This is a genomic window from Mycobacterium sp. MMS18-G62, from assembly GCF_053877835.1.
In genome coordinates, this window is record NZ_CM132662.1 from 5,845,285 (window position 1) to 5,868,545 (window position 23,261).

General features: G+C 63.0%; 24 protein-coding genes and 1 pseudogene. 12 read left to right on the top strand and 13 right to left on the bottom strand.

Going from position 1 to position 23,261, the window contains the following annotated elements; all coding sequences use genetic code 11:
• Window positions 1-79 precede the first annotated feature (79 nt).
• Window positions 80-892 carry a mycofactocin-coupled SDR family oxidoreductase gene (locus ACWW36_RS29165; protein ID WP_456142672.1) on the top strand — a complete coding sequence of 271 codons (813 nt, stop codon included), beginning with the start codon at window positions 80-82 and terminating at the stop codon, window positions 890-892.
• A 7-nt stretch (window positions 893-899) separates the two neighbouring features.
• Here ACWW36_RS29165 and ACWW36_RS29170 read toward each other — a convergent pair whose 3' ends face one another.
• The 6 genes from ACWW36_RS29170 to ACWW36_RS29195 form a co-directional block, all read right to left on the bottom strand.
• Complete coding sequence (locus ACWW36_RS29170; RefSeq protein ID WP_456139379.1) at window positions 900-1,307, bottom strand: hypothetical protein; 408 nt, start codon at window positions 1,305-1,307, stop codon at window positions 900-902.
• Window positions 1,308-1,332: 25 nt separating this feature from the next.
• Window positions 1,333-2,007 (bottom strand): hypothetical protein, encoded by a 675-nt coding sequence (locus ACWW36_RS29175; RefSeq protein ID WP_456139380.1) that lies wholly within the window; start codon window positions 2,005-2,007, stop codon window positions 1,333-1,335.
• Between the two features lie 8 nt (window positions 2,008-2,015).
• Window positions 2,016-2,153, bottom strand: coding sequence for a hypothetical protein (locus ACWW36_RS29180; RefSeq protein ID WP_456142695.1), 138 nt, complete (start codon window positions 2,151-2,153; stop codon window positions 2,016-2,018).
• 470 nt (window positions 2,154-2,623) lie between these two features.
• Complete coding sequence (locus tag ACWW36_RS29185) at window positions 2,624-3,688, bottom strand: hypothetical protein (RefSeq protein WP_456139381.1); 1,065 nt, start codon at window positions 3,686-3,688, stop codon at window positions 2,624-2,626.
• A gap of 1 nt (window position 3,689) precedes the next feature.
• A complete protein-coding gene (locus ACWW36_RS29190; protein WP_456139382.1) occupies window positions 3,690-4,886 on the bottom strand; it encodes a cytochrome P450 in 1,197 nt (398 codons plus the stop codon).
• Between the two features lie 41 nt (window positions 4,887-4,927).
• Window positions 4,928-5,761 (bottom strand): SDR family NAD(P)-dependent oxidoreductase, encoded by an 834-nt coding sequence (locus tag ACWW36_RS29195; protein ID WP_456139383.1) that lies wholly within the window; start codon window positions 5,759-5,761, stop codon window positions 4,928-4,930.
• A gap of 98 nt (window positions 5,762-5,859) precedes the next feature.
• On the opposite strand from ACWW36_RS29195, the gene ACWW36_RS29200 reads away from it, so the two are divergent.
• The 4 genes and pseudogenes from ACWW36_RS29200 to ACWW36_RS29215 form a co-directional block, all read left to right on the top strand.
• A complete protein-coding gene (locus tag ACWW36_RS29200) occupies window positions 5,860-6,504 on the top strand; it encodes a fatty-acid--CoA ligase (protein ID WP_456139384.1) in 645 nt (214 codons plus the stop codon).
• Window positions 6,504-6,698, top strand: a complete 195-nt coding sequence (locus tag ACWW36_RS29205; protein ID WP_456139385.1) for a (2Fe-2S)-binding protein — start codon at window positions 6,504-6,506, stop codon at window positions 6,696-6,698. The genes ACWW36_RS29200 and ACWW36_RS29205 overlap by 1 nt, the downstream gene beginning before the upstream one ends.
• The gene (locus tag ACWW36_RS29210) at window positions 6,695-7,453 is read left to right on the top strand and encodes an SDR family oxidoreductase (protein WP_456139386.1); all 759 of its coding nucleotides are present in this window, start codon (window positions 6,695-6,697) and stop codon (window positions 7,451-7,453) included. The genes ACWW36_RS29205 and ACWW36_RS29210 overlap by 4 nt, the downstream gene beginning before the upstream one ends.
• Before the next feature lie 126 nt (window positions 7,454-7,579).
• Window positions 7,580-7,909: pseudogene (locus ACWW36_RS29215) on the top strand (SDR family oxidoreductase); the annotation flags it as partial.
• 6 nt (window positions 7,910-7,915) lie between these two features.
• On the opposite strand, the gene ACWW36_RS29220 reads toward ACWW36_RS29215, so the two are convergent.
• Entirely contained in the window at window positions 7,916-8,758 is an 843-nt protein-coding gene (locus ACWW36_RS29220; protein ID WP_456139387.1) for an SDR family oxidoreductase, read from the bottom strand.
• Window positions 8,759-8,997: 239 nt separating this feature from the next.
• On the opposite strand from ACWW36_RS29220, the gene ACWW36_RS29225 reads away from it, so the two are divergent.
• On the top strand, window positions 8,998-10,014 hold the full coding sequence (locus ACWW36_RS29225; protein WP_456142673.1) for an NAD(P)H-dependent amine dehydrogenase family protein: 1,017 nt from the start codon (window positions 8,998-9,000) through the stop codon (window positions 10,012-10,014).
• A 106-nt stretch (window positions 10,015-10,120) separates the two neighbouring features.
• On the opposite strand, the gene ACWW36_RS29230 is transcribed toward ACWW36_RS29225, so the two are convergent.
• Genes ACWW36_RS29230 through ACWW36_RS29240 form a run of 3 tightly spaced genes read right to left on the bottom strand, consistent with a single transcriptional unit; the run spans window position 10,121 to window position 13,379 of the window.
• The gene (locus tag ACWW36_RS29230; RefSeq protein ID WP_456139388.1) at window positions 10,121-11,044 is read right to left on the bottom strand and encodes an SDR family NAD(P)-dependent oxidoreductase; all 924 of its coding nucleotides are present in this window, start codon (window positions 11,042-11,044) and stop codon (window positions 10,121-10,123) included.
• Complete coding sequence (locus ACWW36_RS29235; protein WP_456139389.1) at window positions 11,037-12,119, bottom strand: NAD(P)H-dependent amine dehydrogenase family protein; 1,083 nt, start codon at window positions 12,117-12,119, stop codon at window positions 11,037-11,039. Before ACWW36_RS29235 ends, ACWW36_RS29230 begins: the two co-directional genes overlap by 8 nt.
• A 12-nt stretch (window positions 12,120-12,131) precedes the next feature.
• The gene (locus tag ACWW36_RS29240) at window positions 12,132-13,379 is read right to left on the bottom strand and encodes a cytochrome P450 (protein WP_456139390.1); all 1,248 of its coding nucleotides are present in this window, start codon (window positions 13,377-13,379) and stop codon (window positions 12,132-12,134) included.
• A 141-nt stretch (window positions 13,380-13,520) separates the two neighbouring features.
• Here ACWW36_RS29240 and ACWW36_RS29245 point away from each other — a divergent pair, with 141 nt between their 5' ends.
• Complete coding sequence (locus ACWW36_RS29245) at window positions 13,521-14,600, top strand: dihydrodipicolinate synthase (protein ID WP_456142674.1); 1,080 nt, start codon at window positions 13,521-13,523, stop codon at window positions 14,598-14,600.
• Here ACWW36_RS29245 and ACWW36_RS29250 read toward each other — a convergent pair.
• On the bottom strand, window positions 14,571-15,716 hold the full coding sequence (locus ACWW36_RS29250) for an ABC transporter substrate-binding protein (protein ID WP_456139391.1): 1,146 nt from the start codon (window positions 15,714-15,716) through the stop codon (window positions 14,571-14,573). The two genes, ACWW36_RS29245 and ACWW36_RS29250, sit on opposite strands and share 30 nt — an antisense overlap.
• 99 nt (window positions 15,717-15,815) lie before the next feature.
• Between ACWW36_RS29250 and ACWW36_RS29255 the strand changes: the two genes are divergently transcribed.
• The 5 genes from ACWW36_RS29255 to ACWW36_RS29275 all read left to right on the top strand — a co-directional run bounded on the left by ACWW36_RS29255 (window position 15,816) and on the right by ACWW36_RS29275 (window position 21,146).
• Window positions 15,816-16,919 carry an NAD(P)H-dependent amine dehydrogenase family protein gene (locus ACWW36_RS29255; RefSeq protein ID WP_456139392.1) on the top strand — a complete coding sequence of 368 codons (1,104 nt, stop codon included), beginning with the start codon at window positions 15,816-15,818 and terminating at the stop codon, window positions 16,917-16,919.
• 43 nt (window positions 16,920-16,962) lie between these two features.
• Window positions 16,963-17,595 carry a TetR/AcrR family transcriptional regulator gene (locus ACWW36_RS29260; RefSeq protein ID WP_456139393.1) on the top strand — a complete coding sequence of 211 codons (633 nt, stop codon included), beginning with the start codon at window positions 16,963-16,965 and terminating at the stop codon, window positions 17,593-17,595.
• 119 nt (window positions 17,596-17,714) lie between these two features.
• A complete protein-coding gene (locus ACWW36_RS29265; protein WP_456139394.1) occupies window positions 17,715-18,503 on the top strand; it encodes an SDR family oxidoreductase in 789 nt (262 codons plus the stop codon).
• 31 nt (window positions 18,504-18,534) lie between these two features.
• Window positions 18,535-19,986, top strand: a complete 1,452-nt coding sequence (locus ACWW36_RS29270; RefSeq protein ID WP_456142675.1) for an aldehyde dehydrogenase family protein — start codon at window positions 18,535-18,537, stop codon at window positions 19,984-19,986.
• The gene (locus ACWW36_RS29275) at window positions 19,983-21,146 is read left to right on the top strand and encodes an NDMA-dependent alcohol dehydrogenase (protein WP_456139395.1); all 1,164 of its coding nucleotides are present in this window, start codon (window positions 19,983-19,985) and stop codon (window positions 21,144-21,146) included. Before ACWW36_RS29270 ends, ACWW36_RS29275 begins: the two co-directional genes overlap by 4 nt.
• 37 nt (window positions 21,147-21,183) lie before the next feature.
• On the opposite strand, the gene ACWW36_RS29280 is transcribed toward ACWW36_RS29275, so the two are convergent.
• Together ACWW36_RS29280 and ACWW36_RS29285 are read right to left on the bottom strand one after the other, a co-directional pair.
• Window positions 21,184-22,380 carry a cytochrome P450 gene (locus ACWW36_RS29280; RefSeq protein ID WP_456139396.1) on the bottom strand — a complete coding sequence of 399 codons (1,197 nt, stop codon included), beginning with the start codon at window positions 22,378-22,380 and terminating at the stop codon, window positions 21,184-21,186.
• A gap of 19 nt (window positions 22,381-22,399) precedes the next feature.
• Window positions 22,400-23,236 (bottom strand): mycofactocin-coupled SDR family oxidoreductase, encoded by an 837-nt coding sequence (locus ACWW36_RS29285; RefSeq protein WP_456139397.1) that lies wholly within the window; start codon window positions 23,234-23,236, stop codon window positions 22,400-22,402.
• Between the last annotated feature and the right edge of the window lie 25 nt (window positions 23,237-23,261).

The following is a 23,261-nucleotide window of genomic DNA, read 5'->3' on the forward strand; positions in this document are numbered from 1 at the left end:
GCTACCTTGCCGCCAAGGATGATTCTCCATATTCAACAATGCCGATTCTCACCTGCGGTAGCGTAAGTACGTGCCAGACATGACGGACAAGGTTGCGCTCATCACCGGCGCCGCGCGCGGCCAGGGCCGCGCACACGCGGAACGCCTCAGCGCCGACGGAGCCGACGTCATCCTCGTCGACATCGCCGGCCCGCTCCCGCCAAGTGTCCCGTATGACTCAGCGACCCCGGAAGACTTGGCGGAAACCGCGAAACTAGTCTCCGCCAACGGCCGCCGCGCAGTCACCGCGATCGTGGACACGCGCGATCACGAGGGCCTCTGCGCGGCCGTCGAGGATGCCGTCGCCGATCTAGGACGTCTCGACGTGATCGTGGCGAACGCAGGCATCTGCGTCCCGTCGACGTGGGATCAGGTGTCAGCGCGCGACTTCCAGGACACCATCGACATCAACGTCGTGGGTACGTGGAACACCGTGATGGCGGGTGCCAAGCACATAATCGCCGGCGGCCGTGGCGGGTCGATCATCCTCATCGGGTCAGCGGCGGGTGTGACGATGGAGCCTTTCATGATCGCCTATACCGCGAGTAAGCACGCGATCACCGGCCTGGCCCGTTCCTTCGCCGCCGAACTCGGTAAGCACATGATCAGGGTCAACAGCCTGCATCCGGGATCGGTAGTCACACCGATGGGAAGCGTAGAGATGGTCGAGGCCATGGCGAAGGCGGCGGCGTCGAACCCTGTTCTGCGGCACGGCTTCACCAAACAACTGCTTCCTGATTCGATCACCATGCCCGAGGACATCGCTAACGCAGTCGCGTGGCTCGCCTCCGACGAAGCGAGATACGTAACAGGCGCCGCAATTCCCGTCGACGTCGGTGTGACGGGAGCCTAGCGCCCGATCAGTGCTTCTCTCGCTCTTCGTGGATGCGCACCAGTTCGCGGAAACCGACGCGAGGATACTGCGGAACAGGCTGAATTCCCCAGTCGTCCCTGGCGGTCTGCTGCCCGGCGGCTTCCGGTGCACCGCCGAAGGGCGGTCCCGAAAGGGGGTATGGCTGAGTGCATTCGAGCGTGTCGTCAGAATATCGGACCTTCATCAGCTCGCTGCAGATCTCAGTCAGCGACAGGCTGGGCCATCCGTACCAGACGGCCAACGCCGGTACCGTCAGCGCGCCCTCGATGACGAGGCCGAACAAACAGACGAAGAGCCCCCGCTTCAGCCACTTGTGCATTCGGGCGAAAGGGGGGGTAGTACCGACCGGGAGTTCGGGCGAGGGGTCGGCTTCCGCCACGGCGTTTTCGCTCATGAGTTCGCTTCCTGATTCAGGGCGTTCAGTCCGAGAAGATCTCGCGGTTCACGGTGTGCAGGTACGGAATCGCCAGGAATGGCGTGATGTAGAAGATGTTGTAAAGCCACCAACCGAGCACAGGAAAAGCCACACCGGCGTAGCGCACGTCGGCGTACATCGTCATGTTGAGGATGTACCCCAGCCACACGATGAGGCCGAACCAGCAGGTGACGATCATCCACTGGTGGCCCCAGCGCCTCATCTGCAGGAAGGCGATTCCCGCGGCGATGCGCATCGGGAAGACGACGACGATGCAGATGATGATCCAGGACTTCTCGCCCGGTGCTCCCGCGCCGCCGATCCAAAGTTCGTTGTAGTGCCAGAAGTAACCGCCGTCCATCAGGTTGCCCCATGCGGTGAAGATCGTGCGGGTGATCAATGCATGGTTGGCGAAAATGTCCAGGCCCCAACCGATGCTGTTGATCGCCGCATCGAGAATGATGACGTAGCCGATCAGCGTGACCATCATCGGCCGCACCGAGAGCCCTGCGGTCTGCGCTCTGCGAAATAGGTATATTCCGCGGCAGAAGACGGGGAGACCCAGCGGTCCGAGCACCAGGGTGCCCATCAGTATGGTTCCGACGATCAGCCAGCGGTCGGCCGACTTCTGCGCACGGCTACTCTCGTCCTCGTGCAGGTCCAGCGTCATCGATGTCATGTAGCCGCCTACCAATCGTTGACGAAGAGCATCTGAAGTTGGATGAGAAACATCGCGATCAGCGCTCCGTAGACCACGATCTGGAAAACAATCAGGGCGCGGTAACGACGACGGTCCTGTTCGCTTATCGGCGGTCGCTCGGCCATCAGAAGGTTCCGATGTTCGAGAGCAGCCAGTACCAGAACCAGATGATCCCGACCATCGCTCCCCACGCGAACGTCAGCCGCAGCAACTCTTGGAACATGCGAGTCTCCTAACGTCTGTTCTCATTGTCGAGAACAACGATTCTCGCCGTGAGGATTGTTCAATGTCTGCCGAATGTCAACCAGGGCCGCTCGAGCTCGCGATCAGAGATCAGGCCCGCGGGGCAGTCAAACCGACGAACGGGACTGTCTGCTGACGATGGATGAGCCGGCCAACGGATTGGTGATCACACGCATCGGCGCATCGACGACATCAGGGATTGAGTTGATTGCAGCACCCTCGACCCGGAAAACCATTCCGCCTTCGCAGGGACAGGCCCGCTGATGCATCGTCGGTCGCCACTATGCCGACATCCGTTGTCCCACATAGTTAGCGGGCTCAGTCCAGTCCCGACATGGACCTCGGTAGCTTCTCATTTGAAGAACGGTCCTGGTCTACCGGACTCCTCGAGATGACCGTAGGGGTCGTACACCTTGACGTTCGGATACGGGTTCTGGTCGTAAGCGGGCCTCGACAGTCCCGCTTCACGAAGACCGGCGAGCACCGCCAGTGGTGCGGCGAACGAGACGAGACCCACCGTGACCGAGATAAGCAGCTGGCGAGTCAGCGTCACCTTCGGTCGGCCCGCGCGCGCTGGAAGCCAGCGCGCAATTCGGTTGATCAGCACCAGCTCATCGTTCTCGTCGCGGACACACATCACCGCGACCATGCCGAAGATGATCGAATCATAGATCGCCATGATCAGTGGAAAATGGATGTGTCCGATTTGCAGAACCGGCCCGACGGCTTCGGTGTAAAAGAAGATTCCTGCGCGCATCCATGTGAACTGGATCAGCCCGTTGATCGGGATTGCCACGATCGTCGCACCGATGAACACCGCGACCAGCCGGTGCCGGACAAGCCAATTCGAGCGTCGCATGAGCGGGTCGACGAGGCGGAGGTGTAACTGCAAGAATCCCAGCCCGTTGAGCAGGTAGTAGGCCGCATAGCCACCGAGGAACGCCAGCGCAGGTTCCAGATTCGGCGAAATGTTGACATACGGCCAGGACAGGGGGAAGTGCAACATGCGTGGATCGAAGATCGCGAACGTCGCCCAGTTGGCGAGCGGATCCAGGGCGCCTGTGATGAGCCCGGCGAAGGCGATGATGACCGCCCAGTGCACCTTTCGCTGACGCCATGACAGCCACACCAGAACCGAAACCAAGCCGATCGCCATGGGGATCGAACTGATAGCCACTGCGATCGGCCAATTGTCGAAGCCGAGAAACGGTGGATAAGGCGCGGGGCCTGGGTTGGGATTGGTCCGCTCAGGGTCGCCGTGCAGCCCGGACTGGACGGTCGCGGCGGTCACCACTGCGAAGATCAGATAGGCGACGATGAACAGTCCCCACCCGATCCGTGCGGGCCAAGGTGAGTGCCAGGCTTCGGCCGCGTCGACGGCACCTGATTCGGCGCTGGAATCAACGATATTCGTCATGTCACACCCTCACCGGAAGCGTCGCCCAGCCTCTGACGCTCGTGGTGTGAGCGCGCTTCGCGCTTGCATAGTCGACTTCCCAGTCAGGCCAACGGGTCAGCACTTCCTCAAGAGCGATACGCGCCTGAACCCGCGCGAGTGCCGCACCAAGGCAGAAGTGGATACCGTGTCCGAACGACAGATGAGCGGCCTGCCGGTGGATGTCGAATCGGTCCGCGTCGGCGAATTGGCGCTCATCGCGGTTGGCGGATCCGTTGATGAGCAACATGATCGAACCTTCTGGCACCGTCTGCCCGTAATGCTCGACCTCACGGGCGACATGACGCGCCTGTACGGGCGAGGGGGCCTCGTAGCGCAGCACCTCTTCGACCGCATGGGGGATGAGGCTGAAATCGGCAGCGAGCTCTCGGCGCTGATCCGGGTGGTCGGACAGCAGCTGGCCGGCGAAGCCGATCAACCGCGTTGTCGTCTCATTGCCCGCACCGACGACAGTGCCGGTATAGGTCAATACTTCCTCGCGGGTCAGCCGCCTACGGCTATCGTCGGGTTCTTCGACTTCGGCGTTGACCAGTTCGGTCATAAGGTCATCCGACGGATGGTCGTAGCGCCAGTCGATGAACTCCTCGAGCATCGAGCCTTGACGCGTCAGCATGTCGTCGGCGACGTCGACAAGGTCGCCTTCTTTCAACTCGAGCATCCGGTCGGTGTTGTGTCGGATCGCGAGCTGTCTGTCCTCGGGTATGCCTAGCAGGTATCCGATGGTGCGCATCGGCATCCAGGCGCCGAGGTCTGCAATGAAGTCGAATGCGTCCGCGTCCGCGAGAGGTTCGAGCGCACGCCTGCAGAACTCCCTGGCCAGCGGCTCGATAGCGGCCATGCGCCGCGGTGTGAACACACCCGACAACAGCCGTCGGTGCAAGTCGTGAATCGGGGGGTCTTCGAAGAGGATGATCCCGGGTGGCACGTCGACGCCGTTGAGGATGATGTCGATGGTTGTGCCCTTGCCGGACCGGTAGTCCTTCCAGTTCACCAGCTCACGCGCGACATCTGAGTGCCTGCTCAGTGCGTAGAAGCCGTACTTGTCGTTGCGATACAGCGGAGCGACGTCACGCAACTGCTTCCACACCGGGTACGGGTCGTCGTCGATCTCGAAGTCGAAAGGGTCGTAGTACGGCTCAACCTTCACCCTGTATGTCACCACCTGAGAATAGGCGTTATCGGCTGCGGATAGGCATTTTCTCATTCAGCCGGGCGGGCACTGTTTCCTTTGATCACCGGCATGTTCGTCCATTTTCCCTGGTCGTCGCGATACCACCCGGCGGCCGCCAACGATCCTCCGTCGGCGCGCATGACCGTCCACGAGACCCACCCCGCCAGCGGGCTAGCCAAGAACAGCACACATCCGGCGATGTCCTCAGGGGTACCGAATCGACCCATGGGAATCCATCGCGGAATGTTGTGTCGCTGCGACGGGTGGATCATGCGATCGAGCGGTACCTGTGCGCTGTCGGTGGTTTCCGGAGCGACCGCATTCACGCGGATGCCTTCTGGACCCAGTTCGAGCGCCAGACTCTTGGTGAACCCGGTGATCGCCGTCTTGAACGCCCCGTACACCGCGAATCCCGGGATTCCGCGAAAGCCCTCCACCGACGAGACATTGACGATGCTCGAAGTGCCGGCCGCAGCCCGCAACAGCGGCAACATCACGCGGGTGACCAGAAAAATATGCTTCAAATTCACGCGATAAATGTCGTCGATCTCTTCGTCGCTGAACTTTTCAAACCGCATCGGCCTCGTCACCATGTGACCGACGTTGTTGACCAGCACGTCGAGTCGACCGAACCGACCGCTGATCGTCTCTGCGAGTGCCGCGACGTCGGCTGCGTCTGTTGCGTCGCCTTCGACCACAAGGACCCGCTGCGTAGCCGATGCGCGAAGTTCTTCGGCACGTGCACGGTCCATCTCGAGCGCGACGACCAGGGCGCCGAGTTCGGCGAATGCCGAAACTGTCGCGCGGCCGATGCCGGCGCCACCACCGGTCACCAGGATCACCTTGCCCTCGAAGTCGATCACATCGCCTCCCGTGTCAGCAGATCGATACCGCAATGAGAATATTAATTCTCACATGCGAGAATGTCGTTGACATCGGCGAGGTGCACATAAGGAGGCGCATGACGGCGCGCGCCAAGATTCGCAGCTTCGTTTTCGCCGTCGAGTTCCGGGTCGCCGAATCGCGGCGGGTGGGGTCTGTACTCGCGAGTCACGAGCAGAATCTTCGCGGTCTCGGCGCGCAGTACGCCTTCGTCTACGAGTCGGTCGTCGAACCCGACAAGGTGCTAGTCGTCATCGGTATGCGGACCGAGCAACCACTGCTTGACCTGTTGCGCTCACCTCACTTCTTCGAATGGTTCGACGCCGTGGGTGTCGACGACATACCCGCTATTTTCGCGGGCGAGACTCTCGGGCGCTTCGACATCGGCGAAGCCCCGCTGCCAGGCGAGGAAGTGGTCGTCGCTGCCATCGCCCCAGTGCAGAGCGTCGATGACTTCATGGTTCGCGTGCGCGACTCGCTTGAAGACTTCGAGAAGGCGGGCATCAGCCGCACCCTCGTCTATCGGGCCTTCGATACTCCGAGCGAAGTGCTGTTCTTGCAGCAGCTAGCTAGCGTGCGCACCGCAATGCAATGGATCGAACGCTCGGAAATCGCTGCCAACTGGCTCACCGCGGCGGGCGTCGGGGGATATCCGCCAGTCTTCGTCGGTCGGTTCCTCCATGCGATGCGGTTACCGGACACGAGTCGAACGGACCCGGACTGATGTACGTCTGCCTGTGTCTCGGCGTGACGATCGAGACCGTGTCGGCCGCCGTCACGGCGGGCGCGATGACCTCAAAGCAAGTGTCCGAGGCGTGTGGCGCCGGGTCGGAGTGCGGGAGGTGCCGCCGCACTATCCGGGCGATCATCAATTCTCGGTCGGCTTATACAGATTCAGGCAAAGGAGGCAAAGTATGAGCGATCGGCACTCCAACATCGTCGGCACTCGGATGCTGATCGTCGGGGCGTCTTCGGGCATCGGTCACGCGCTGGCAATTGCCGCGCATTCCAGGGGAGCCAAGGTGGCCCTTGCCGCCAGGCGTATCGAACTCCTTTCCGCGCTGGCCGAACAACTCGACGGATCCGCCCACGAACTCGACGTCTCCGATCCGTCGGCGATCGAGCGGGTGATCGGCGAAGTCGCCTCCGGCTTCGGCGAGCTCGATGCCGTCGTATTCACAAGTGCGGTCGTGCCCTTCGCGCTCATCGAAGACACCGATGCGACGACCTGGTTGCATGCATACGCCGTGAATGCCGTAGGCGCGTCACACGTGCTGCGTGCCGCACTCCCCCACCTTGCCGACGACGCAGTCACTCTTGTCGCCTCGAGCCATGACGTCGGTCACCCTCGCGCCGGAGTCGCGGCGTACCACGCGAGTAAGGCTGCGCTGGATGAGATCTTGCGATCCTGGCGGGCCGAACACCCCGACCTCGCCGTCATCCGGGCCAGCGTCGGCCCGACCGCGGACACCGAGATCCTGCGCGGGGCCGACCGGGATCTGCTGGCCGAGCTGTATCGGGCGTGGGCGCAGGAGGGTCAGATTCCAGCCAAGATGTCTGCCCTCGACGACGTTGCCAACACGATGCTGTCGCTGATCGCTATGTCGCGGGCGAATCCGACGGTGGTCAGCGACATCGTGCACTTGGCACCCCGGGTTACCAAAGGCAATTAGAGGAGGCGACATGGATCTGGGGTTCGACGGAGCGAAGGCCGTTGTCACCGGTGGCAGTAAAGGCATGGGCCTGGCGATCGCCGAGACACTAGCTGCCGAGGGTGCGTTGAACGCGCTGGTGCACACACCAAGGCAGCACTGTGGAGCTTCACCAAGAACCTTTCGAAGAGCCTTGGGCCCGAAGGCATCCTGGTGAACTGCGTGTGCCCGGGCACCATCGTCACGGCCAGCTTCACCGGAATTCTCAAAGATGTCCTGGCCGCTGAGGGACTCGACTCGTCCGACCCGCACGACGTGATGAAGTGGGTGGAGCAGACCTACGGCCATCCCTGCGATGTCGGGCGTGCGGCCCTGCCCGAGGAGATCGCCTCGGCGACAGCGTATCTCGCCTCCCGCCGCAACGGCTATGTCACCGGCGCGACCGTCAACGTCGACGGAGGCTCTGACTTCATTTGAGGTCGATCACTCGGCCTTCGACATCTCCCCTGCCGCGGTATCAGCCCACTGCGCCTGATGGCGGCCCATCGTCATAGCACCGTTCCAGCCGCCGTCCGTCCACAGAATCCCGCCGCCCACCATACTCAGCCTCGGGCTGCCCAGGCACACCAGCGGCCAAGCCTGTTCCTCGGGCGTGGAATATCGTCCAACCGGTCCGACGGACGAATCGATGACCTCCTTGCCTGCGAAGTCCTGGAAGGCCGGCATCATTCCCGTCTCCGTGGGCCCCGGGTTGGTGCAATTGATGCGGATGCCTTTCTGGGCGAGTTCGGGATACCACCAGCCGACCCACGCGTCGATGACGTATTTCGAGTAGGCGTAGCCACTCCACGACCACGTCTTCTCATTGGCTTGCAGCCACGCCACCGCGCCGTCGAACCCTTTGGTCTCCAACAGTTCGGTGATGACTTTGATGTGGTCCTGCCACCCGATCGCTGCCGACGAAGAGATCACGCTGATCGCCGAGCCCTTCGACATCTTGGGCACCAGCTGCTCGGCGAGATGGCGGGCGCCGACGAAGTTCACCACGATGGTGTCCATTTCGCTGAACGGCGGACCGGGAAGCCCGGCGCAACTGAACAGGCCGTCGATTGGGCCGTCGATGGACGCCGCGACCTCCTCGATGTTGGCGCGGTCGCGCAGATCGATCGTCAGTGAGCGAGCGACCGGCACTGTGGTCGGGTTGATATCCAGCGCCGTGACGGTAGCACCGAGGTCGACGAGGATCTGTGCAGCCGCCTGGCCCATGCCGGACGCAGCGCCCGTCACGACGACCGATTTGCCCTGATAACCCAGTACGTCATCCATTTTGAGAACGATACTTTGCAGTTTTGCAAATTGCTACTCTCATCGTGTTCAATCAGCCAACTCCCTGAACTGGGCGGCGACGTTGGCGGGAGAACGAAACCTCCGAAAGCGAGAAGGCTGATTACCGCTGTGGATATGGTGGCGACATCTCCGATGACTCGCGAAGGGATCTACTCTTGACCGTCAGCACCCGTCCGATTCGGGTCATCCAATGGGCCACCGGTGCGGTGGGCACCGAGATGGTCACCGCGATCCTCGATCACCGGCCCGACATCGAACTCGTGGGAGCGCGCGTCTACTCCGACGCCAAGAACGGCACCGACCTCGGCACGATCGTCGACCGGGCGCCGATTGGCGTCACCGCGACGACCGATACGGAAGAGATCCTCGCACTTGATGCTGATCTGGTCCTTTACGCACCGTCGTTCACTGACCTCGACGACGTATGTGCGCTACTCGAGAGCGGCAAGAACGTGGCGACGCCGTCGTTCCTGTTCCACCCCAGGCGCATCCCCGAGGCGGACCGTGTCCTCCTGCAGGCGGCCTGCGACAAAGGCAACAGCACGATCCACGGCAGCGGCCTCAATCCTGGGAACCTATCCGGCGTGCTGCCGCTGGCGCTGTCCGGGATGAGCCGCACCATCGATCAGATCAAGTTGCAAGAGCGGGCCGATTGGACTCTATGGGAGAGCACCGAAATCACCTTCGACGGCATGTGGTTCGGCCGACCAACCGACGAGGTGACACCGACGGCGAACAAGTACCTCAGCTTCTTGGCCCGATTGTTCGTCGAACAGACCTGGTTCCTCTCCGACACGTTGAACGGGGGCATCGACGACGTAACGGTCGACCTCGAAACCGTTCCGGCGACAAAGGACTTGCAGATATTCAGCCGGGTGGTGAAGGAGGGAACCACTGCAGGGCAGCGATGGAAGTTCCGGGGCCTTCGCGACGGCCAGACGCTGATCGAGTTCGAGACGCTGTGGACGGTCGGCGGTGAATATCCCGAGCATTGGCCAAAGCCCCTGGACGGCTGGACGCTGACCATCGAAGGGGATCCGTCGATGCAGACGCACTTCTTCCCGTTGGCCAGCTTCTCCCGCGAAGCCACGATAGAAGAGCACGTTAAAGCGGGGCTGATCACGGTGGCGATGCAGGTCGTCAACGCCATCCCAGCCGTCTGCGATGCGCCCGCCGGCTTCGCGACGATGGCGGATCTTCCCTTGATCCGCTGCTACACGGGCTTCGGCAACTGACTGGAACGACGGGCCAACGATAATAGTGATTCTCATCTATGTAAAGCAGCGTTCTCATTGGAGCTCCGCGTGGCTCACGCGGGTATGAAGCGACGAATGTCGATCGTCATGCCGTCGTCGCGTCGAACGCCATCTCGTCGAAGATCGAACCGGGCACCAGGATCCCGGCAGCGTCGGTGATCTCGGGCAGACGTGATGCAACATCCTCGGCGCTGAGGGTTCCGGTCGGGCTGGTCCACCCGCGGGTGACGCCGATCTGAAGTGCCGCGACCCGGCCTCGGAAGGCGCTCAGCACGGTGTGCGTCTGCGTGCACGCCTCGCTCGCCAAGTACGCCACGACGGGCGCCACCTGATCCACGCGCAGAGTGTCCAGAAACGCACGCCCGTCGGCCGTCTCGGCGGCATCCGCCATCAGCGCCAGCGCCATGCGCGTGCCCGCCATCGGCATGATCGCGTTGGCCGCGATACCTGACTCGGCACCCTCCAGGGCCGCGACATTCATCAGCCCCAGAACCCCCATCTTGGCCGCTGCGTACCCGGCGAGGCCCGGCTGACCGAAGACTCCCGCCGCCGAGGTCACGAAAACCAGGCGACCGTAGGTGGCCTCCTTCATCACCGCGAAGCCAGGGCGAACGACGTGGAAGGCCGCCAAGAGATGGTGCCGTAAGAGCGCCTCGAACCTTTCGGTCGGCCAATCCTGGAACGAATCGTCATGGATGATGCCCGCATTCGCGACGATGACGTCCAGTCGGCCGAACTCCCGGAGCGCGACCGCAACCGCCTCGCTTCCCCCTTCCTGGGTGCTGGCATCCGCGGTGCACGCCACGGCGCGCCCGCCGTCGGCGACGATCGCCGCCGCGAGATCATGTGCGGGCGTTGGGCTCTGGCCTCGACCTCCGGTGTCACAGCCGTTGTCGTGCACCACTATCGCGGCGCCGCGGCGCGACAACTCGCGACAATAGGACTCGCCGAGCCCTCGAGCTCCGCCAGTGACTATCGCAACGCGGTCGACGAACGAGATCTCACTCATCGCTGGAACAGGACTGGGCGTTCGATACGGTGCGATTGGTCCAGTGCGGGACGAAGGGCGAGATCGTCGACAGGTCGTACAGTCCCGGGTCTGCGCTGATGACCGCTGGTATCGCGTTGATCGCGTGCATCGCGGTCGCGAGACAACCCTGCTCAGCGTGGTCCTCGCCGTGCGATCCGATCTCGAGATGAAGCCGCAAGTTGGGTTCTCCCTCGAACGTGACCTCGTAACCGATCTCTTTCGGCCAGTCCGGCGCAAGGTCGTCCGCCATCCGCGTGAGGTGCTCCACGGACAGTGTCACGTCCCCGCAATCGACGACCACGCCGAAGCGCATCGCGCCGACGGTGCCCGCCGGAATCTCACCTGCGGCCACGGTCAGCGCGCGGGGCGTGGTGGCGACTTCGCGATACCCCTCAACGTCGCGAATCTCGAGACCTAGCGACTGCGCAAGGACCGTCGCACTCCCGATCCAGGCGCTTGCGGCGTAGTCGGTGTTCGCCAGCAGCGGAGTCGTGTCGTCGGCGGCGAATCCGAACCCCATGGCGTTGAAGATGAGGTCGTGACTGGCGTAGGTGGAGTAGTTCAGCACCTCGCGAACGTTGATGCGATCTGCACGTTGGGTCAGCCGAGCCAGGATCGGTCCGAGTGATTCGCCGAAGAATCCCGGGTAAAGCCCCAAGCCGAGGAACGATGAGTTGCCTGCGCGGCAAGCACTTTCGATGCCGTCGGCCAGAGATTCGTGCAGCGACCGTGGGTGGATGAACCGGCTCCCGGTTGCCACGACGTTCTTGCCGGAGGCGAGCAGATCACACACGTCGGCAAAACATCCCGGGGTGTCCGTCTCGACCTTTCCCATGTACAGCACTACGTCCGCTTCGGCATTGATGAGCGCCTGGCGATCGTCGGTCGTCGTCACTCCGGCTTCGTCCATGCCGCAAAGCGTTCCGGCGTCGACACCCGCCTTCGAGGGGTCGTAAACCTTCACCCCGACGAGTTTCAAGTCGGAGCGCTCGACCACGTGACGCAGCGACATCATCCCCGTAACGCCCGTCGCCCACTGGATCACTCGAGTCATGTCAGCCCTTCCTCAGTCCCACACCACGTCCAGTCGTGGCGGCGAACGGAACATGGTGCCGGTGATATACGGCGGTGGTGCGTCCGGATCGAGTCGCAGTCCGGGAAGCTCGTCGAACAGCGCATTGAAGATCTTGGTGCTCTCCAGTCGCGCCAGGTGCATCCCGAGGCACACGTGGGCGCCGTGCCCGAAACCGATGTGCGGCTTGCGTTCCCGGAATATGTTGAACTTCTCGGGCTCGTTCCATCGGGTTTCGTCGTGGTTGGCACTCCCGAGGCTGAGCATCATCGTCGCGCCCTTGGGAATCCGTACCCCACCCATCTCCGTGTCGCAGGTGACCTCACGCATGAAGTTGAGCAACGGGGTCTCCCAGCGAATACCCTCCTCAATCGCCTGAGGCAATAGGCTCCGATCTTCGCGCACGGCGTCGAGCTGATCCGGGTGGGTCAGCAGTCCCATCGCCAGACTGGCGGTCGACCGCGACGTCGTCTCCGCACCCGCGGGCAGAAGGTTGCGCATGAAGCCGTAGATCTGCTCGTCGGACATCTTGACGCCATCGATCTCAGCGGCCGCGAGGATCGACACCATGTCGTCCTTCGGGGCCTTTCGCCGATCGGCGAGTATCCCGACGAAGTACTCCTTCATCTCGGCCGACGCGCGCATCGCACAGTCCATATCTCCGCGAAAGCCCAACAGGTTGATGGCCAGCCGGTGAAATTGCAGGACATCGGAGTCCGGTAGTCCCAGTAATGCCGCGATCACCCGGACCGGAACCGGCATGAACACCGCATCGACGAGGTCGACACGCTTGGCGTCTTTGAACTTCGAAATCGTCCGGTCAACCAGCGGCCCAACGAGTTCGGCATCCCATCGCTTCATCGATGAGCGGGCGAACGCAAACTCGTGCAGTTTGCGGTACACGGCATGTTCGGGTTCCTGCATCTCCAGAATCGTCGGTCCCTGGAGGGGGCGCACGACGTCCTCATAGCACCGCGTACTGAAGGTGATGTTGTCGGTGAAGATCGCCTTGACGGTGTCGAACGTATAGGCCGTGAACGTCTGAGGGCCGTCGCCGCTGTTGCCGACCATCCCCATCTCCGGCCAGCCGGCGTGCACCGGGCTCTGCGCACGCAGCTCCTTGAGCATCGGATACGGCGATGCGTCGCCGTCCGCGCCCATACCTTCGTTGAATTTCTCCTGCGCATCCCGGATGCTCTGTTCGAGTTCCTCTTGGCTTGTCCTGGTCGCCGGCTTGCCCATCACACGGCTCCTCCCTGCTACATGTGCCCGAACAACATACACCCTGATGGTTGGAAACCTACATGATGTAGGTTGAACGGATCCACCAACCACGGTGACCGCGAAACTGCAACCAGGAGCGTTCGATTGGCAACTCGAGTCGTGCAGTGGGCAACGGGTGCGGTCGGAACACCCGCGCTGGCCGAACTTATTGAGAATCCCGATTATCAGCTGGTCGGGGTCCTTGTATACGATCCCGCTAAGGCCGGTCAGGACGCGGGGGCGCTGTGCGGGCTGCCGCCGACGACGGGGGTCCTGGCAACGACGGACAAGGAAGAGATCTTTGCACTGGGCGCCGATATCGTCATCCACGCCGCCAGCAAGGCCCACGCCGTCGAAACCAACGCCGAGGACATCTGCCGGCTGCTGGCTTCGGGCACCAGCGTCATCACGACCACCTCCTACAACCACCTGCCTACCTACGGCAAGGAGACCGAGGCCGCCTTCGTCGAAGCGTGCCGCGCGGGCAACTCCCGCTTCCACGCCGCCGGTGAGAATCCCGGGTTCATGTTCGAACGACTCGTCGCGACAGTGACGGCGCTATCCAAGACGGTCGACAGAATCGATCTCTACGAGGCCACGGACGTGTCGGCCGTCGACAGTAGGCCGATGCTCGTCGACCTCATGGGCATGGGGCGACCCCCCGAAGACGTCAGCGCCGACTCGCTCATCATCAAGAAGCTCGACCTCGCCTATCGGCAGGCGCTCAACGCCACCGCCGATGTCCTCGGGATCACGCTGTCGCACGTCGACGTGTCCGTGGACGCCACCACGCTGCCGTACGACATCGAAGTGCGCGCCGGCACCATCGAGGCGGGAACGGTGGTCGGACAACGGTTCTCGTGGGTAGGCCATTGGTCGGGTCGGCCTCTGCTGGCCATCCATGAGGAATGGATCCTCACCCGAGACCTACCCCAGTGGGGGCTTAAGCCACTGGCGCCCGGCGAGAAGGCACCGTTGATCCGCGCCGTCATTAAGGGCAAGCCGAGCTTCGAACTGCAGCTCGATGTCGGGTTTGACGACAAGCCGGCCGATGGCACACACGCTCAGCCCGGCCATCTGATGATCGCGATGGGCGCGATACGTGCCATACCCGACGTGCTGGCCGCACCGCCGGGTGTGGTTGCCGCTCCGGTATTCGGTGCGATCCGGCTAGCCGGGGCTGACGCCAACCGCGCGTGAGATGTGGTCGCTTGGCGCGGCATGGAACACATGTCCGCTGCCGTCCGGCAGCACCCTGCGCGCGACCAGGTAGTCCGACCCCAGCCAGCCCTGGCGGATGAAGCGGCCGAACCGCAGGAACGTGCCCGGTGCACCGCTGGCCGACGGGACGAGCTTTACCTGCTCGATGCCACCCTTCACGCCCTCGCCGGTCAACGGCCGCGCCGCAGAAAGCCCACGAACGATCACCGTCGCGACGTCATGGCACAGGCCCGGCATCGAGTGTCCCGGCCTGCGGCCGTAGCGAGCCTCGAACCGGTCGAGGAATGCCTGCCCCACGGTATTGCGCTCGTCGTAGCTGTCCAATCCAATCCAGCCGCGAAGATGCCGCATCCAATCGGCATTGATATGCGCCATCTCGAACGCGGTGGTGGTGTAGCGCGGCGGATCCCAGCCTGCGGTGGCAAGCGCATCCGAGAATCCCCAAAGGCCGTGGCCGAACCCGACGTGCACCAGCGCATCGGGCTCGGCCGCCCGAAGCTCGGCGACCGCTACGGCCTTTTCGGCTTCGACCTGTGGAATCGCGACCGTTGTGACCACCTTCAAACCCGCTGCCGAATACGCCTTCTCGGCAAAGGCCAGATACTCCTTACCGATCAGCGATGTCTCATAGGCGATCGCGATGCGGGACCGGCCGTCGCCCAACATCACCGCGGCCAGCATCACTGGCTCCTCCGGCATCGAGCCGTTGTTGAGCGCGAAGGTCCATTCGCTCAGTGCGCCTTCGGAGCCCGACAGGATGATGTTCGGGACCTTCGCGACGCGGTCGGCGTGCGGTGTCAGCGGAACCGCGTTGTCGGACACATACGGCCCGAAGATCGCGAGGCAGCCCTCGGCGACCAGCTCGTCGTATGCGGTCTCCACGGCATGGTAGGTGCCGTTCGGCAGACCGATAACGTGGCGCTCGACCAGTTCGATCGGCCGGTCGACGAGTCCGGACGCCACCGCCTCGTCGAAGACCAGCCGCAAGGTGTCGACCGTGTCGTTGTCGACCCCGGCCTGCGTCGGATAGTCGTTGAGCAAGCCGACTTTCAACGGGGCCACCGAGCCGTACGCGCGAACCTCATCGTCTGCCATTAGGGCAACATACAACATGAAGGTTGTAGTCGATGGAACGGAAATCGTCGTTCACGGAATCGCATATGGCGATTCCCGCACGTTGGTAGCGTCGCCGCCATGTCCGTCGAATCGACCGCCGACAAGAAGTATCGCGTCATCCAGTGGGGCATGGGCAATGTCGGTACGCTTGCGCTGCGCCACATGGCCCACAATCCCACCTTCGACGTCGTCGGCGTCCTGTGCAACCGCCCGGAGAAGGTCGGCAAAGATGCCGGCGAGCTCGTCGGGGTCCCACCCATCGGCGTTCTGGCGACTACAGACAAGGACGCCCTCGAGGCCCTGGACGCCGACTGCGTCTTCTACGCGCCGCTGTGGTCGGACGTCGACGAGATATGCCGACTACTGCGCGGCGGCAAGAGTGTCGTCGCGTCGGGCGGCGCCTGGTGGCACCGGACCGAGACCAACAGCGCGGATATCGACAAGATCGAGGCCGCCTGCCAAGAGGGCGGCACATCGTTCCACGGCGGCGGAATCCATCCCGGGTACGCCGCGGACCTGCTGGTGCTCACCCTGGCCCGCATCGTCGGCAAGACCGACCACATTCACATCTACGAAGCAGTGAACTTCAACAAGGACACCCTGAAGTACCTAGACGAGATGGGATTTGGGAAGACACCGGCCGAGTTCGCCAAGAGCAATCTCTTCGCCGACGCGTGGTCACTGTTCGCGCAGTCGCTCACCATGGTGGTGGAAGGGCTGGGTAAGACCGTCGAGAAGTTCACGACCGACGTCGAACTGGGCCTCGCGACGCGCGACATTCCCTACGAAGGGTCCCCCGACATGGACATGCCCGGCCTGAAGGGCGTGATCAAAAAGGGCACCGTCGCCTCCCAACATCACCTGTGGACGGCATGGGTGGACGGCAGGCCGTTCATCACGCTGCACGAGCTCTACTCGTTCATCGAACACGACGCCATCGAACCCAAGCCCGACTGGGAGCCGTACTACCACTACCGAATCGTGATCCAGGGCGACCCGGGAACCGAACTGATCCTGCGCGGTGACCAGCATGCTCGCGATACGGCCCAGCCCGGCTATGTCGGCTATGCGTGGACCGCGATGGAGCCGGTGAACTCGATTCCCGCTATCTGCGACGCGCCGCCGGGTTTCAAGTCACACAGCGAGCTCGGACTGATGCCCGTGATCGGCATCGTGCGCTGAGGGTGCCGCAACCTACAGCCTGAAGGTTGCTACGATGCTGAGCATGGCCAAGCGTGGTGGCACCGATGTCGAACGCCGGGCGCGCGGGGATCAGACACGCCGCGATCTCGTCGACGCCGGCCGGGCGCTGTTCGTGGAGAAAGGATATTTCGACACCAGCATCTCAGACCTCGTGACGAGGTCCGGTGCAGGCACCCGCGGCGCGTTCTACCACCACTTCAAGGACAAGGCCGAACTGTTCCGAGCTGTCTTCGAAGAGGTTGAGCGCGATCTGACGCTGCGCTCCCTCGCCTCGCCACCACCGGGCACCGATTCGTGGGAGCGGCTGTCCGTCGGAATGCGCGGTTTCCTCGAGTCGGCACTCGAACCCGAGGTTCAGCGCGTGATGCTGATCGATGGTCCGGTGGTGTTGGGCTGGCAGACACTGCGCGCCATCCAGGAGAGCAACAGCATTGCCCTGATCAACGAGATGGTGGCCGAAGCCATCTCCGAGGGCATCATCGACGACCATCCGATCGGCGAGTTGACCCATCTGCTGGTCGCCGCGGTCGAGGAAGCCGCGCTCCTCGTCGCGCATGCCGACCGTCCAGGCAAGGCACGGGAGCGGGCGGCCAAAGTCCTTGAGCGGCTACTCCTCAGCTTTGCGGTGGAGCCGCGAAAGGTCCTGCGACGATAACCGCGTTGCCGTCGCGGCGGCGCTTTCAGCACCCACGTGGAAATGACTGTTTGCGATAAGTGAATATTGTCCTTCTACCGAACTGATAATGTTCCTCTCGACTTCTTCTAGGAGAGCCGATGCCCCAGACACCACCGCTGAGAGTTGCTGTCGTTGGAGCGTCCGCCGGCCTGGGCCGGTGCATCGCCATGGGCCTGGCGAATAAGGGTGCACAGGTTGCCTTTCTCGCCCGGCGCCGTGGCCGCCTGGAAAGTGCAGCCAAAGAGGCGGGCGGTGGAGCGGTCGCGATTGTCTGCGACGTCACCGACGCTGCGACCTGCCAGGAGGCGATGGCAGCAGTGGTCGAATCGTTTGGCGGCCTGGACGCCCTGGTCTACACCACCGGCGTCGGTGTGCTCTCGCCCTTGGCCGACGTCACCACCGAGCAGTGGGGGAAGTTGTTCGCCACCAACGTTACCGGTGCGTCCGTGATCACTGCGGCCGCCGCGCCTCACCTGGCGGCCTCTGCGGGGTCAGCGGTCTACATGTCGTCCCTCAGCGCCTCCTACTCGGCGCCCTGGCCGCTGCTCGGCGCCTACGCGGTTTCCAAGGCGGCGCTGGACAAGCTCGTCGAGGCGTGGCGCATCGAACATCCGAACATCGGCTTCACCCGACTGGCCGTCGGAGACTGTTTCGGGGGTGAGGGAGACTCACAGACCGAGTTCAACAAGGCCTGGGACCCCCAGGCGCTGGAAGAAGCCATCCACTACTGGATGGACAACGGCTACATGCAGGGCGGCCTCGTAGAGGCCGACCACCTCGTCGACGTGGTGCACTCCGTACTGCGTTGCGGCAACAGCAGTTTCATTCCGTATCTGACCTTGGCTCCTCGGCCGTCCGGCGCCGTGGCCGAACTCCGACAGTGGTAAGGGACATCAAACGGTGACGCACGAAACCCGCATGCTCATCGACGGCAAGCTCGTCGAATCCGAAACCGGCCGCCAGTTCGACAACATCAACCCGGCAACCGAAGAGGTGCTCGGCGGAACGGCCGATGGCACCCGAGCCGATATGGAGCGTGCGGTGGCGGCCGCCCGCCATGCCTTCGATCACACGGACTGGTCACGCGACGGCGAAGCGAGAGCTGCTGGTCTTCGCCAGCTTCAGGCGGCACTCGAGGCTGAGCGGGAGGAAATCCGCAGCGAGCTGATCGCCGAGGTCGGCTGTCCGTTGTTGAGCACGTTCGGACCGCAGCTCGACGTACCGCTCAAAGAGGCGCTGAGCTGGCCTGCCGACATGATCAGCCAGTTCCCTTGGAAGCGAACCCTTCCCGACAAGGATGCATTCGGCATGGGCACCCCCGCTGCGCGCGAGGTGTGGAAGGAACCGATCGGCGTCGTCGGCGTCATCACACCATGGAACTTCCCATTCGAGATCATCCTCAACAAGATCGGCCCAATCCTGGCCATGGGTAACACCGTCGTGCTCAAACCGGCACCGGACACGCCCTGGAATGCCACCCGCATCGGCCGGATCATCGCCGAGCACACCGACATTCCCCCAGGCGTCATCAACATCGTGACGTCATCGGATCACCTTGTCGGCGAGGTACTCTCGACCTCGCCGCTGGTCGACATGGTGGCGTTCACGGGTTCGACGGCCACCGGGCGGCGCATCATGAAGGCGGCGGCCGATACGGTCAAGCCAACCTTCCTCGAACTGGGCGGCAAGTCGGTGTACCTGGTGCTCGAAGACGACGGCGACATCAGCGCGACGGTCGGCGGAAGCGCCTTCATCATGATGCATGCGGGCCAGGGTTGCGCGATGCCGACCCGACTGCTGGTGCCGAACTCCCGGTACGCCGAGGCTGTCGAGATCGTCAAGGTCGCGATGGAGAAGAACAAGTACGGCGATCCGACCGACCCGTCGGTGCTGCAGGGCCCGCAGGTATCCAAGAGACAACAGCACCGGGTGATGGGCTACATCGAAAAGGGCAACCAAGAAGGCGCCCGCCTGGTCACCGGCGGCGGCATTCCAAAGCATCTTCCGAAGGGCTACTTCGTTGAACCGACGGTCTTCGCCGACGTCGACAACCGGATGACGATCGCTCAGGAGGAGATCTTCGGGCCCGTGCTGTCGGTGATCGGCTTCGATGACGACGACGACGCGGTGCGCATCGCCAACGACTCCATCTACGGGCTATCGGGCGTGGTGTTCGCCAACGACCTCGAACGCGCCAAGTCGGTTGCGAGCCGGATCAGAACCGGAACGCTCGGCATCAACGGCGGCCTCTGGTATGGCGCCGATGCGCCGTTTGGCGGCTACAAGCAGTCAGGCATCGGCAGGCAATGCGGCATCGAAGGTCTCGAGATCTTCACGGAGACCAAGACTGTCGGCTGGCCGGCGTCATGAGATCCAAGGCAGCAGTCCTGCGTGGTGTCGGCGTGGACTGGGAAGTCACCGAGGTGGAGTTAGACCCACCACATGCGGGCGAAGTGCTTGTCAAGATGGCCTACGCAGGTGTGTGTCATTCCGACGAGCACTTCTACACCGGGGACAGCGTGCCCAGCGCCGAGATGGAAGAAATGATGCGGGCTTCCGGTGTGCCGGTACCCGAATGGTTCCCCATGCTCGGCGGCCATGAGGGGTCCGGTGTGGTCGAGGAGGTCGGTCCCGAAGTAAAGACGCTCAAACCTGGTGACCACGTGGCAATCTCGTTCCTGCCGGCGTGCGGCAGCTGCAGGTGGTGTGCCACGGGGTACTCGTATCTCTGCGATATCGGCGCTGACCTCTACAGCAAGGCGATGACTACCGACGGCACGCGCCGCCGTCATCTCGGCGATGAAGACCTGATGGCGATGATGCAAGTCGGCACATTCGCCGAGCACGTTGTCGCGTCTGAACGCTCGCTGGTCAAGGTGCACGACTGGATCCCGCTCGAGGCCGCGTCACTGGTCTCCTGCGGTGTGACAACAGGTTTCGGATCGGGATCGGTTGCCGCGGGCACGAAGATCGGTGACACGGTCGTGGTGATCGGTGTGGGCGGAATAGGAATGAACGCCGTGCAGGGCGCGAAAGCCGCGGGCGCGAAGCAGATAGTCGCCGTCGATCCCAATGAGTTCAAGCGTGAGATCGCACCGACTTTCGGTGCGACGCACACCGCGGCCGATGCAAGCGCCGCACTGGAACTCGTCAAGGAGATCACGTGGGGCGTCATGGCCGACAGGGTCGTCCTCACGCCCGGCGTAGTGCCGGTCGACATGGTGATGTTAGGTATGATGCTGCTGCGCAAGGGCGGCACGTGCGTGCTCACCGGCATGGCCAAAGTGAGCGACATGATGGTGCCGTTGATCCTGCCCGACATGGTCAGCTCCTGTAAGACGCTGAAGGGCGTGCTGTACGGGGAAATGAACCCTCGCGATGCGATGCCGATGCTGCTGTCGATGTACGAGGCCGGCACGTTGAAGCTCGACGAGCTCGTCACTCAGAAGTACAAGCTGGACGACATCAACGAAGCGATGAAGGATCTGCGCGCTGGCAAGAACATTCGAGGGGTCATAGCCTTCGAGTGAGCAGTTGCGCTTTCTGATTCGCAGTCACACACGCGGATCACGGCAGGACCAGCCGCAGCCTTTCCCAGCCACGAACGGTCGATGTGGGCGCTAATTCCGCTGTCTCGTAGTCGATGTCCCACTCGGGCCACCGATTGAGTAGTTCATCGAGAGCAACGCGGCCTTCCAGCCGCGCAAGGTTCGCGCCGAGGCAGTAGTGCACACCCTTGCCAAAGGTCAGGTGCGAGATGTTGTCCCGGTGGATGTTGAAGGTTTCGGCGTCCTTATAGCGGCGCGAATCACGATTAGCCGCTCCGAACAACAGCAGCATCGCGCTGCCGGCGGGCACCGTGGTGCCGTAGCACTCGAAATCCTTTGCCATCCAACGTGCTACGTGCGGTCCAGTCGGCTCGAACCGCAGCGTCTCGTCAACAGCGCGCGTCAGCAGCGACCGATCCTGTTCGATCTCACGGCGTTGATCGGGATGCTCGGCAAGCACCTTGGCCAGCCAGCCGATGAGCCGTCCGGTCGTCTCGTTGCCTGCGCCGGCGACCACTTGCGTGTAGCGCAGGATTTCGTCGCGGGTGAGCTTGCGCGTCACGCCGTTCTCGTCTTCGAACTCAACGTTGAGCAAGGCCGTCATCAAATCGTCGGACGGATTCTTTGCGCGCCAGTCGATGTAGTCGGCGTAGATGCGACCATCCGCGATCTTGTCGGCGGTGACGACCTTCATCGGGGCGCCCGGCTTGGTGCGCAGGTTCGCATCGTTGGCGTCGCGGACCTGGACCTGCTCCGACTCAGGGATGCCCAGCAGCATGCCGATCACGCGCATCGGCATCATCGAGGCAAGCTCCGCGATGATGTCGAAGCCATCCGAACCCACATGCGGGTCAAGGCAGTTGACGCAATACCGCCGGATCTGGTCTTCGATCTCGGCCATCCGACGCGGCGTGAACACCCGAGACATCAGCCCGCGCAGCATCGTGTGCACGGGCGGATCCTCCATCATCATCACGCCCTTGGGCATGTCGAAATCCGACTGGATCAGTTCGAGGATGTCGCCGCGGCTGTTGGAGAAGGTCTCCCAGTCAGCCAGCGCCTTCTCCACGTCGGCGTACCGCGAGATCGCCCAGAAGTTGAAGCACTCGTTGTAATAGATCGGCGCTTCCTCCCGCAGCCGGGCATAGACCGGATACGGATCATTGACGATGTCGATGTCGTAGGGGTCGTAGTAGACGTCGTGCGCAATTGTCATGCCGCGGCGGTCCTTTCGATTACTTCAGGCAGCTGCCCGCGTCGACGGGAAGCGTAACGCCGGTGATGTACCGCGCCTCATCAGAGGCCAGGAACAGCACCGCGTTGCTGATGTCTTCGGCGGTCACCCAAGGGATGGGCAGCATATGGAAGGTCTGACAAACCGGGGCCATATCGTCGGGGCTTGGATTCTCCAGATCGGGACGGAACATCCCGTACGTCTGCTCGTTGTGCAGCAGTGGCGTGTTCACGTGGGTCGGATGCACCGAATTGACCCGGATCGACTGCGCGCCAAGCTCAACGGCGAACGTCCGCATCAGCCCGACCACGCCATGTTTGGCTGCGACATAGTGGCCGGTATGCGGATACGTTTTCAGGCCCGCGACCGAACTGGTCAAGATGATCGAGCCGCCGCGGCCGCCGGCCAACATATGCGGGACACCAGCCTTCACCGACTTCCACACCCCGGTGAGGTTGACATCGATCATCTCCTGCCAGATGTCTTCCTTCATCCGCTCGAGCCGCGTTCCGACTGTGCCTATGCCTGCGTTGGCGACGATGATGTCCAAACCGCCGAGTTGTTCGACCCCGCTGTCGACCGCGGCCTTGAGCGCGTCGTAATCGCGGACGTCGACTTCGGCTGTGACGATGCGCCGGTCCAGCGCCTTGACCAGGTCTGCGGTCTCAGCGAGGTCTTCGGGTGTCGCCGGCGGAGCCGGTGAGTCGGCGAACGGTTGGCAGATGTCGACGGCGATGATGTCGGCGCCCTCCTGCGCCAGCCGCACCGCGTGGCTGCGGCCCTGGCCGCGCGCGGCACCGGTGATGAATGCGACCTTGCCCTCTACCCGACCGGCCATCGAACCTCCCCGTTGACGTCGCTGA

Excerpts from the sequence above, each read along its gene's own strand:
- ACWW36_RS29240 (WP_456139390.1), bottom strand. The coding sequence starts at position 13,379 with ATGGGCAAGCCGGCGACCAGGACAAGCCAAGAGGAACTCGAACAGAGC.
- ACWW36_RS29255 (WP_456139392.1), top strand. The coding sequence starts at position 15,816 with ATGTCCGTCGAATCGACCGCCGACAAGAAGTATCGCGTCATCCAGTGG.
- ACWW36_RS29210 (WP_456139386.1), top strand. The coding sequence starts at position 6,695 with ATGAGCGATCGGCACTCCAACATCGTCGGCACTCGGATGCTGATCGTC.
- ACWW36_RS29175 (WP_456139380.1), bottom strand. The coding sequence starts at position 2,007 with ATGACATCGATGACGCTGGACCTGCACGAGGACGAGAGTAGCCGTGCG.
- ACWW36_RS29285 (WP_456139397.1), bottom strand. The coding sequence starts at position 23,236 with ATGGCCGGTCGGGTAGAGGGCAAGGTCGCATTCATCACCGGTGCCGCG.
- ACWW36_RS29205 (WP_456139385.1), top strand. The coding sequence starts at position 6,504 with ATGTACGTCTGCCTGTGTCTCGGCGTGACGATCGAGACCGTGTCGGCC.
- ACWW36_RS29235 (WP_456139389.1), bottom strand. The coding sequence starts at position 12,119 with ATGACTCGAGTGATCCAGTGGGCGACGGGCGTTACGGGGATGATGTCG.
- ACWW36_RS29280 (WP_456139396.1), bottom strand. The coding sequence starts at position 22,380 with ATGACAATTGCGCACGACGTCTACTACGACCCCTACGACATCGACATC.
- ACWW36_RS29250 (WP_456139391.1), bottom strand. The coding sequence starts at position 15,716 with ATGGCAGACGATGAGGTTCGCGCGTACGGCTCGGTGGCCCCGTTGAAA.
- ACWW36_RS29165 (WP_456142672.1), top strand. The coding sequence starts at position 80 with ATGACGGACAAGGTTGCGCTCATCACCGGCGCCGCGCGCGGCCAGGGC.
- ACWW36_RS29260 (WP_456139393.1), top strand. The coding sequence starts at position 16,963 with ATGGCCAAGCGTGGTGGCACCGATGTCGAACGCCGGGCGCGCGGGGAT.
- ACWW36_RS29220 (WP_456139387.1), bottom strand. The coding sequence starts at position 8,758 with ATGGATGACGTACTGGGTTATCAGGGCAAATCGGTCGTCGTGACGGGC.
- ACWW36_RS29265 (WP_456139394.1), top strand. The coding sequence starts at position 17,715 with ATGCCCCAGACACCACCGCTGAGAGTTGCTGTCGTTGGAGCGTCCGCC.
- ACWW36_RS29270 (WP_456142675.1), top strand. The coding sequence starts at position 18,535 with ATGCTCATCGACGGCAAGCTCGTCGAATCCGAAACCGGCCGCCAGTTC.
- ACWW36_RS29170 (WP_456139379.1), bottom strand. The coding sequence starts at position 1,307 with ATGAGCGAAAACGCCGTGGCGGAAGCCGACCCCTCGCCCGAACTCCCG.
- ACWW36_RS29180 (WP_456142695.1), bottom strand. The coding sequence starts at position 2,153 with ATGGCCGAGCGACCGCCGATAAGCGAACAGGACCGTCGTCGTTACCGC.
- ACWW36_RS29230 (WP_456139388.1), bottom strand. The coding sequence starts at position 11,044 with ATGAGTGAGATCTCGTTCGTCGACCGCGTTGCGATAGTCACTGGCGGA.
- ACWW36_RS29185 (WP_456139381.1), bottom strand. The coding sequence starts at position 3,688 with ATGACGAATATCGTTGATTCCAGCGCCGAATCAGGTGCCGTCGACGCG.
- ACWW36_RS29225 (WP_456142673.1), top strand. The coding sequence starts at position 8,998 with ATGGTCACCGCGATCCTCGATCACCGGCCCGACATCGAACTCGTGGGA.
- ACWW36_RS29200 (WP_456139384.1), top strand. The coding sequence starts at position 5,860 with ATGACGGCGCGCGCCAAGATTCGCAGCTTCGTTTTCGCCGTCGAGTTC.
- ACWW36_RS29275 (WP_456139395.1), top strand. The coding sequence starts at position 19,983 with ATGAGATCCAAGGCAGCAGTCCTGCGTGGTGTCGGCGTGGACTGGGAA.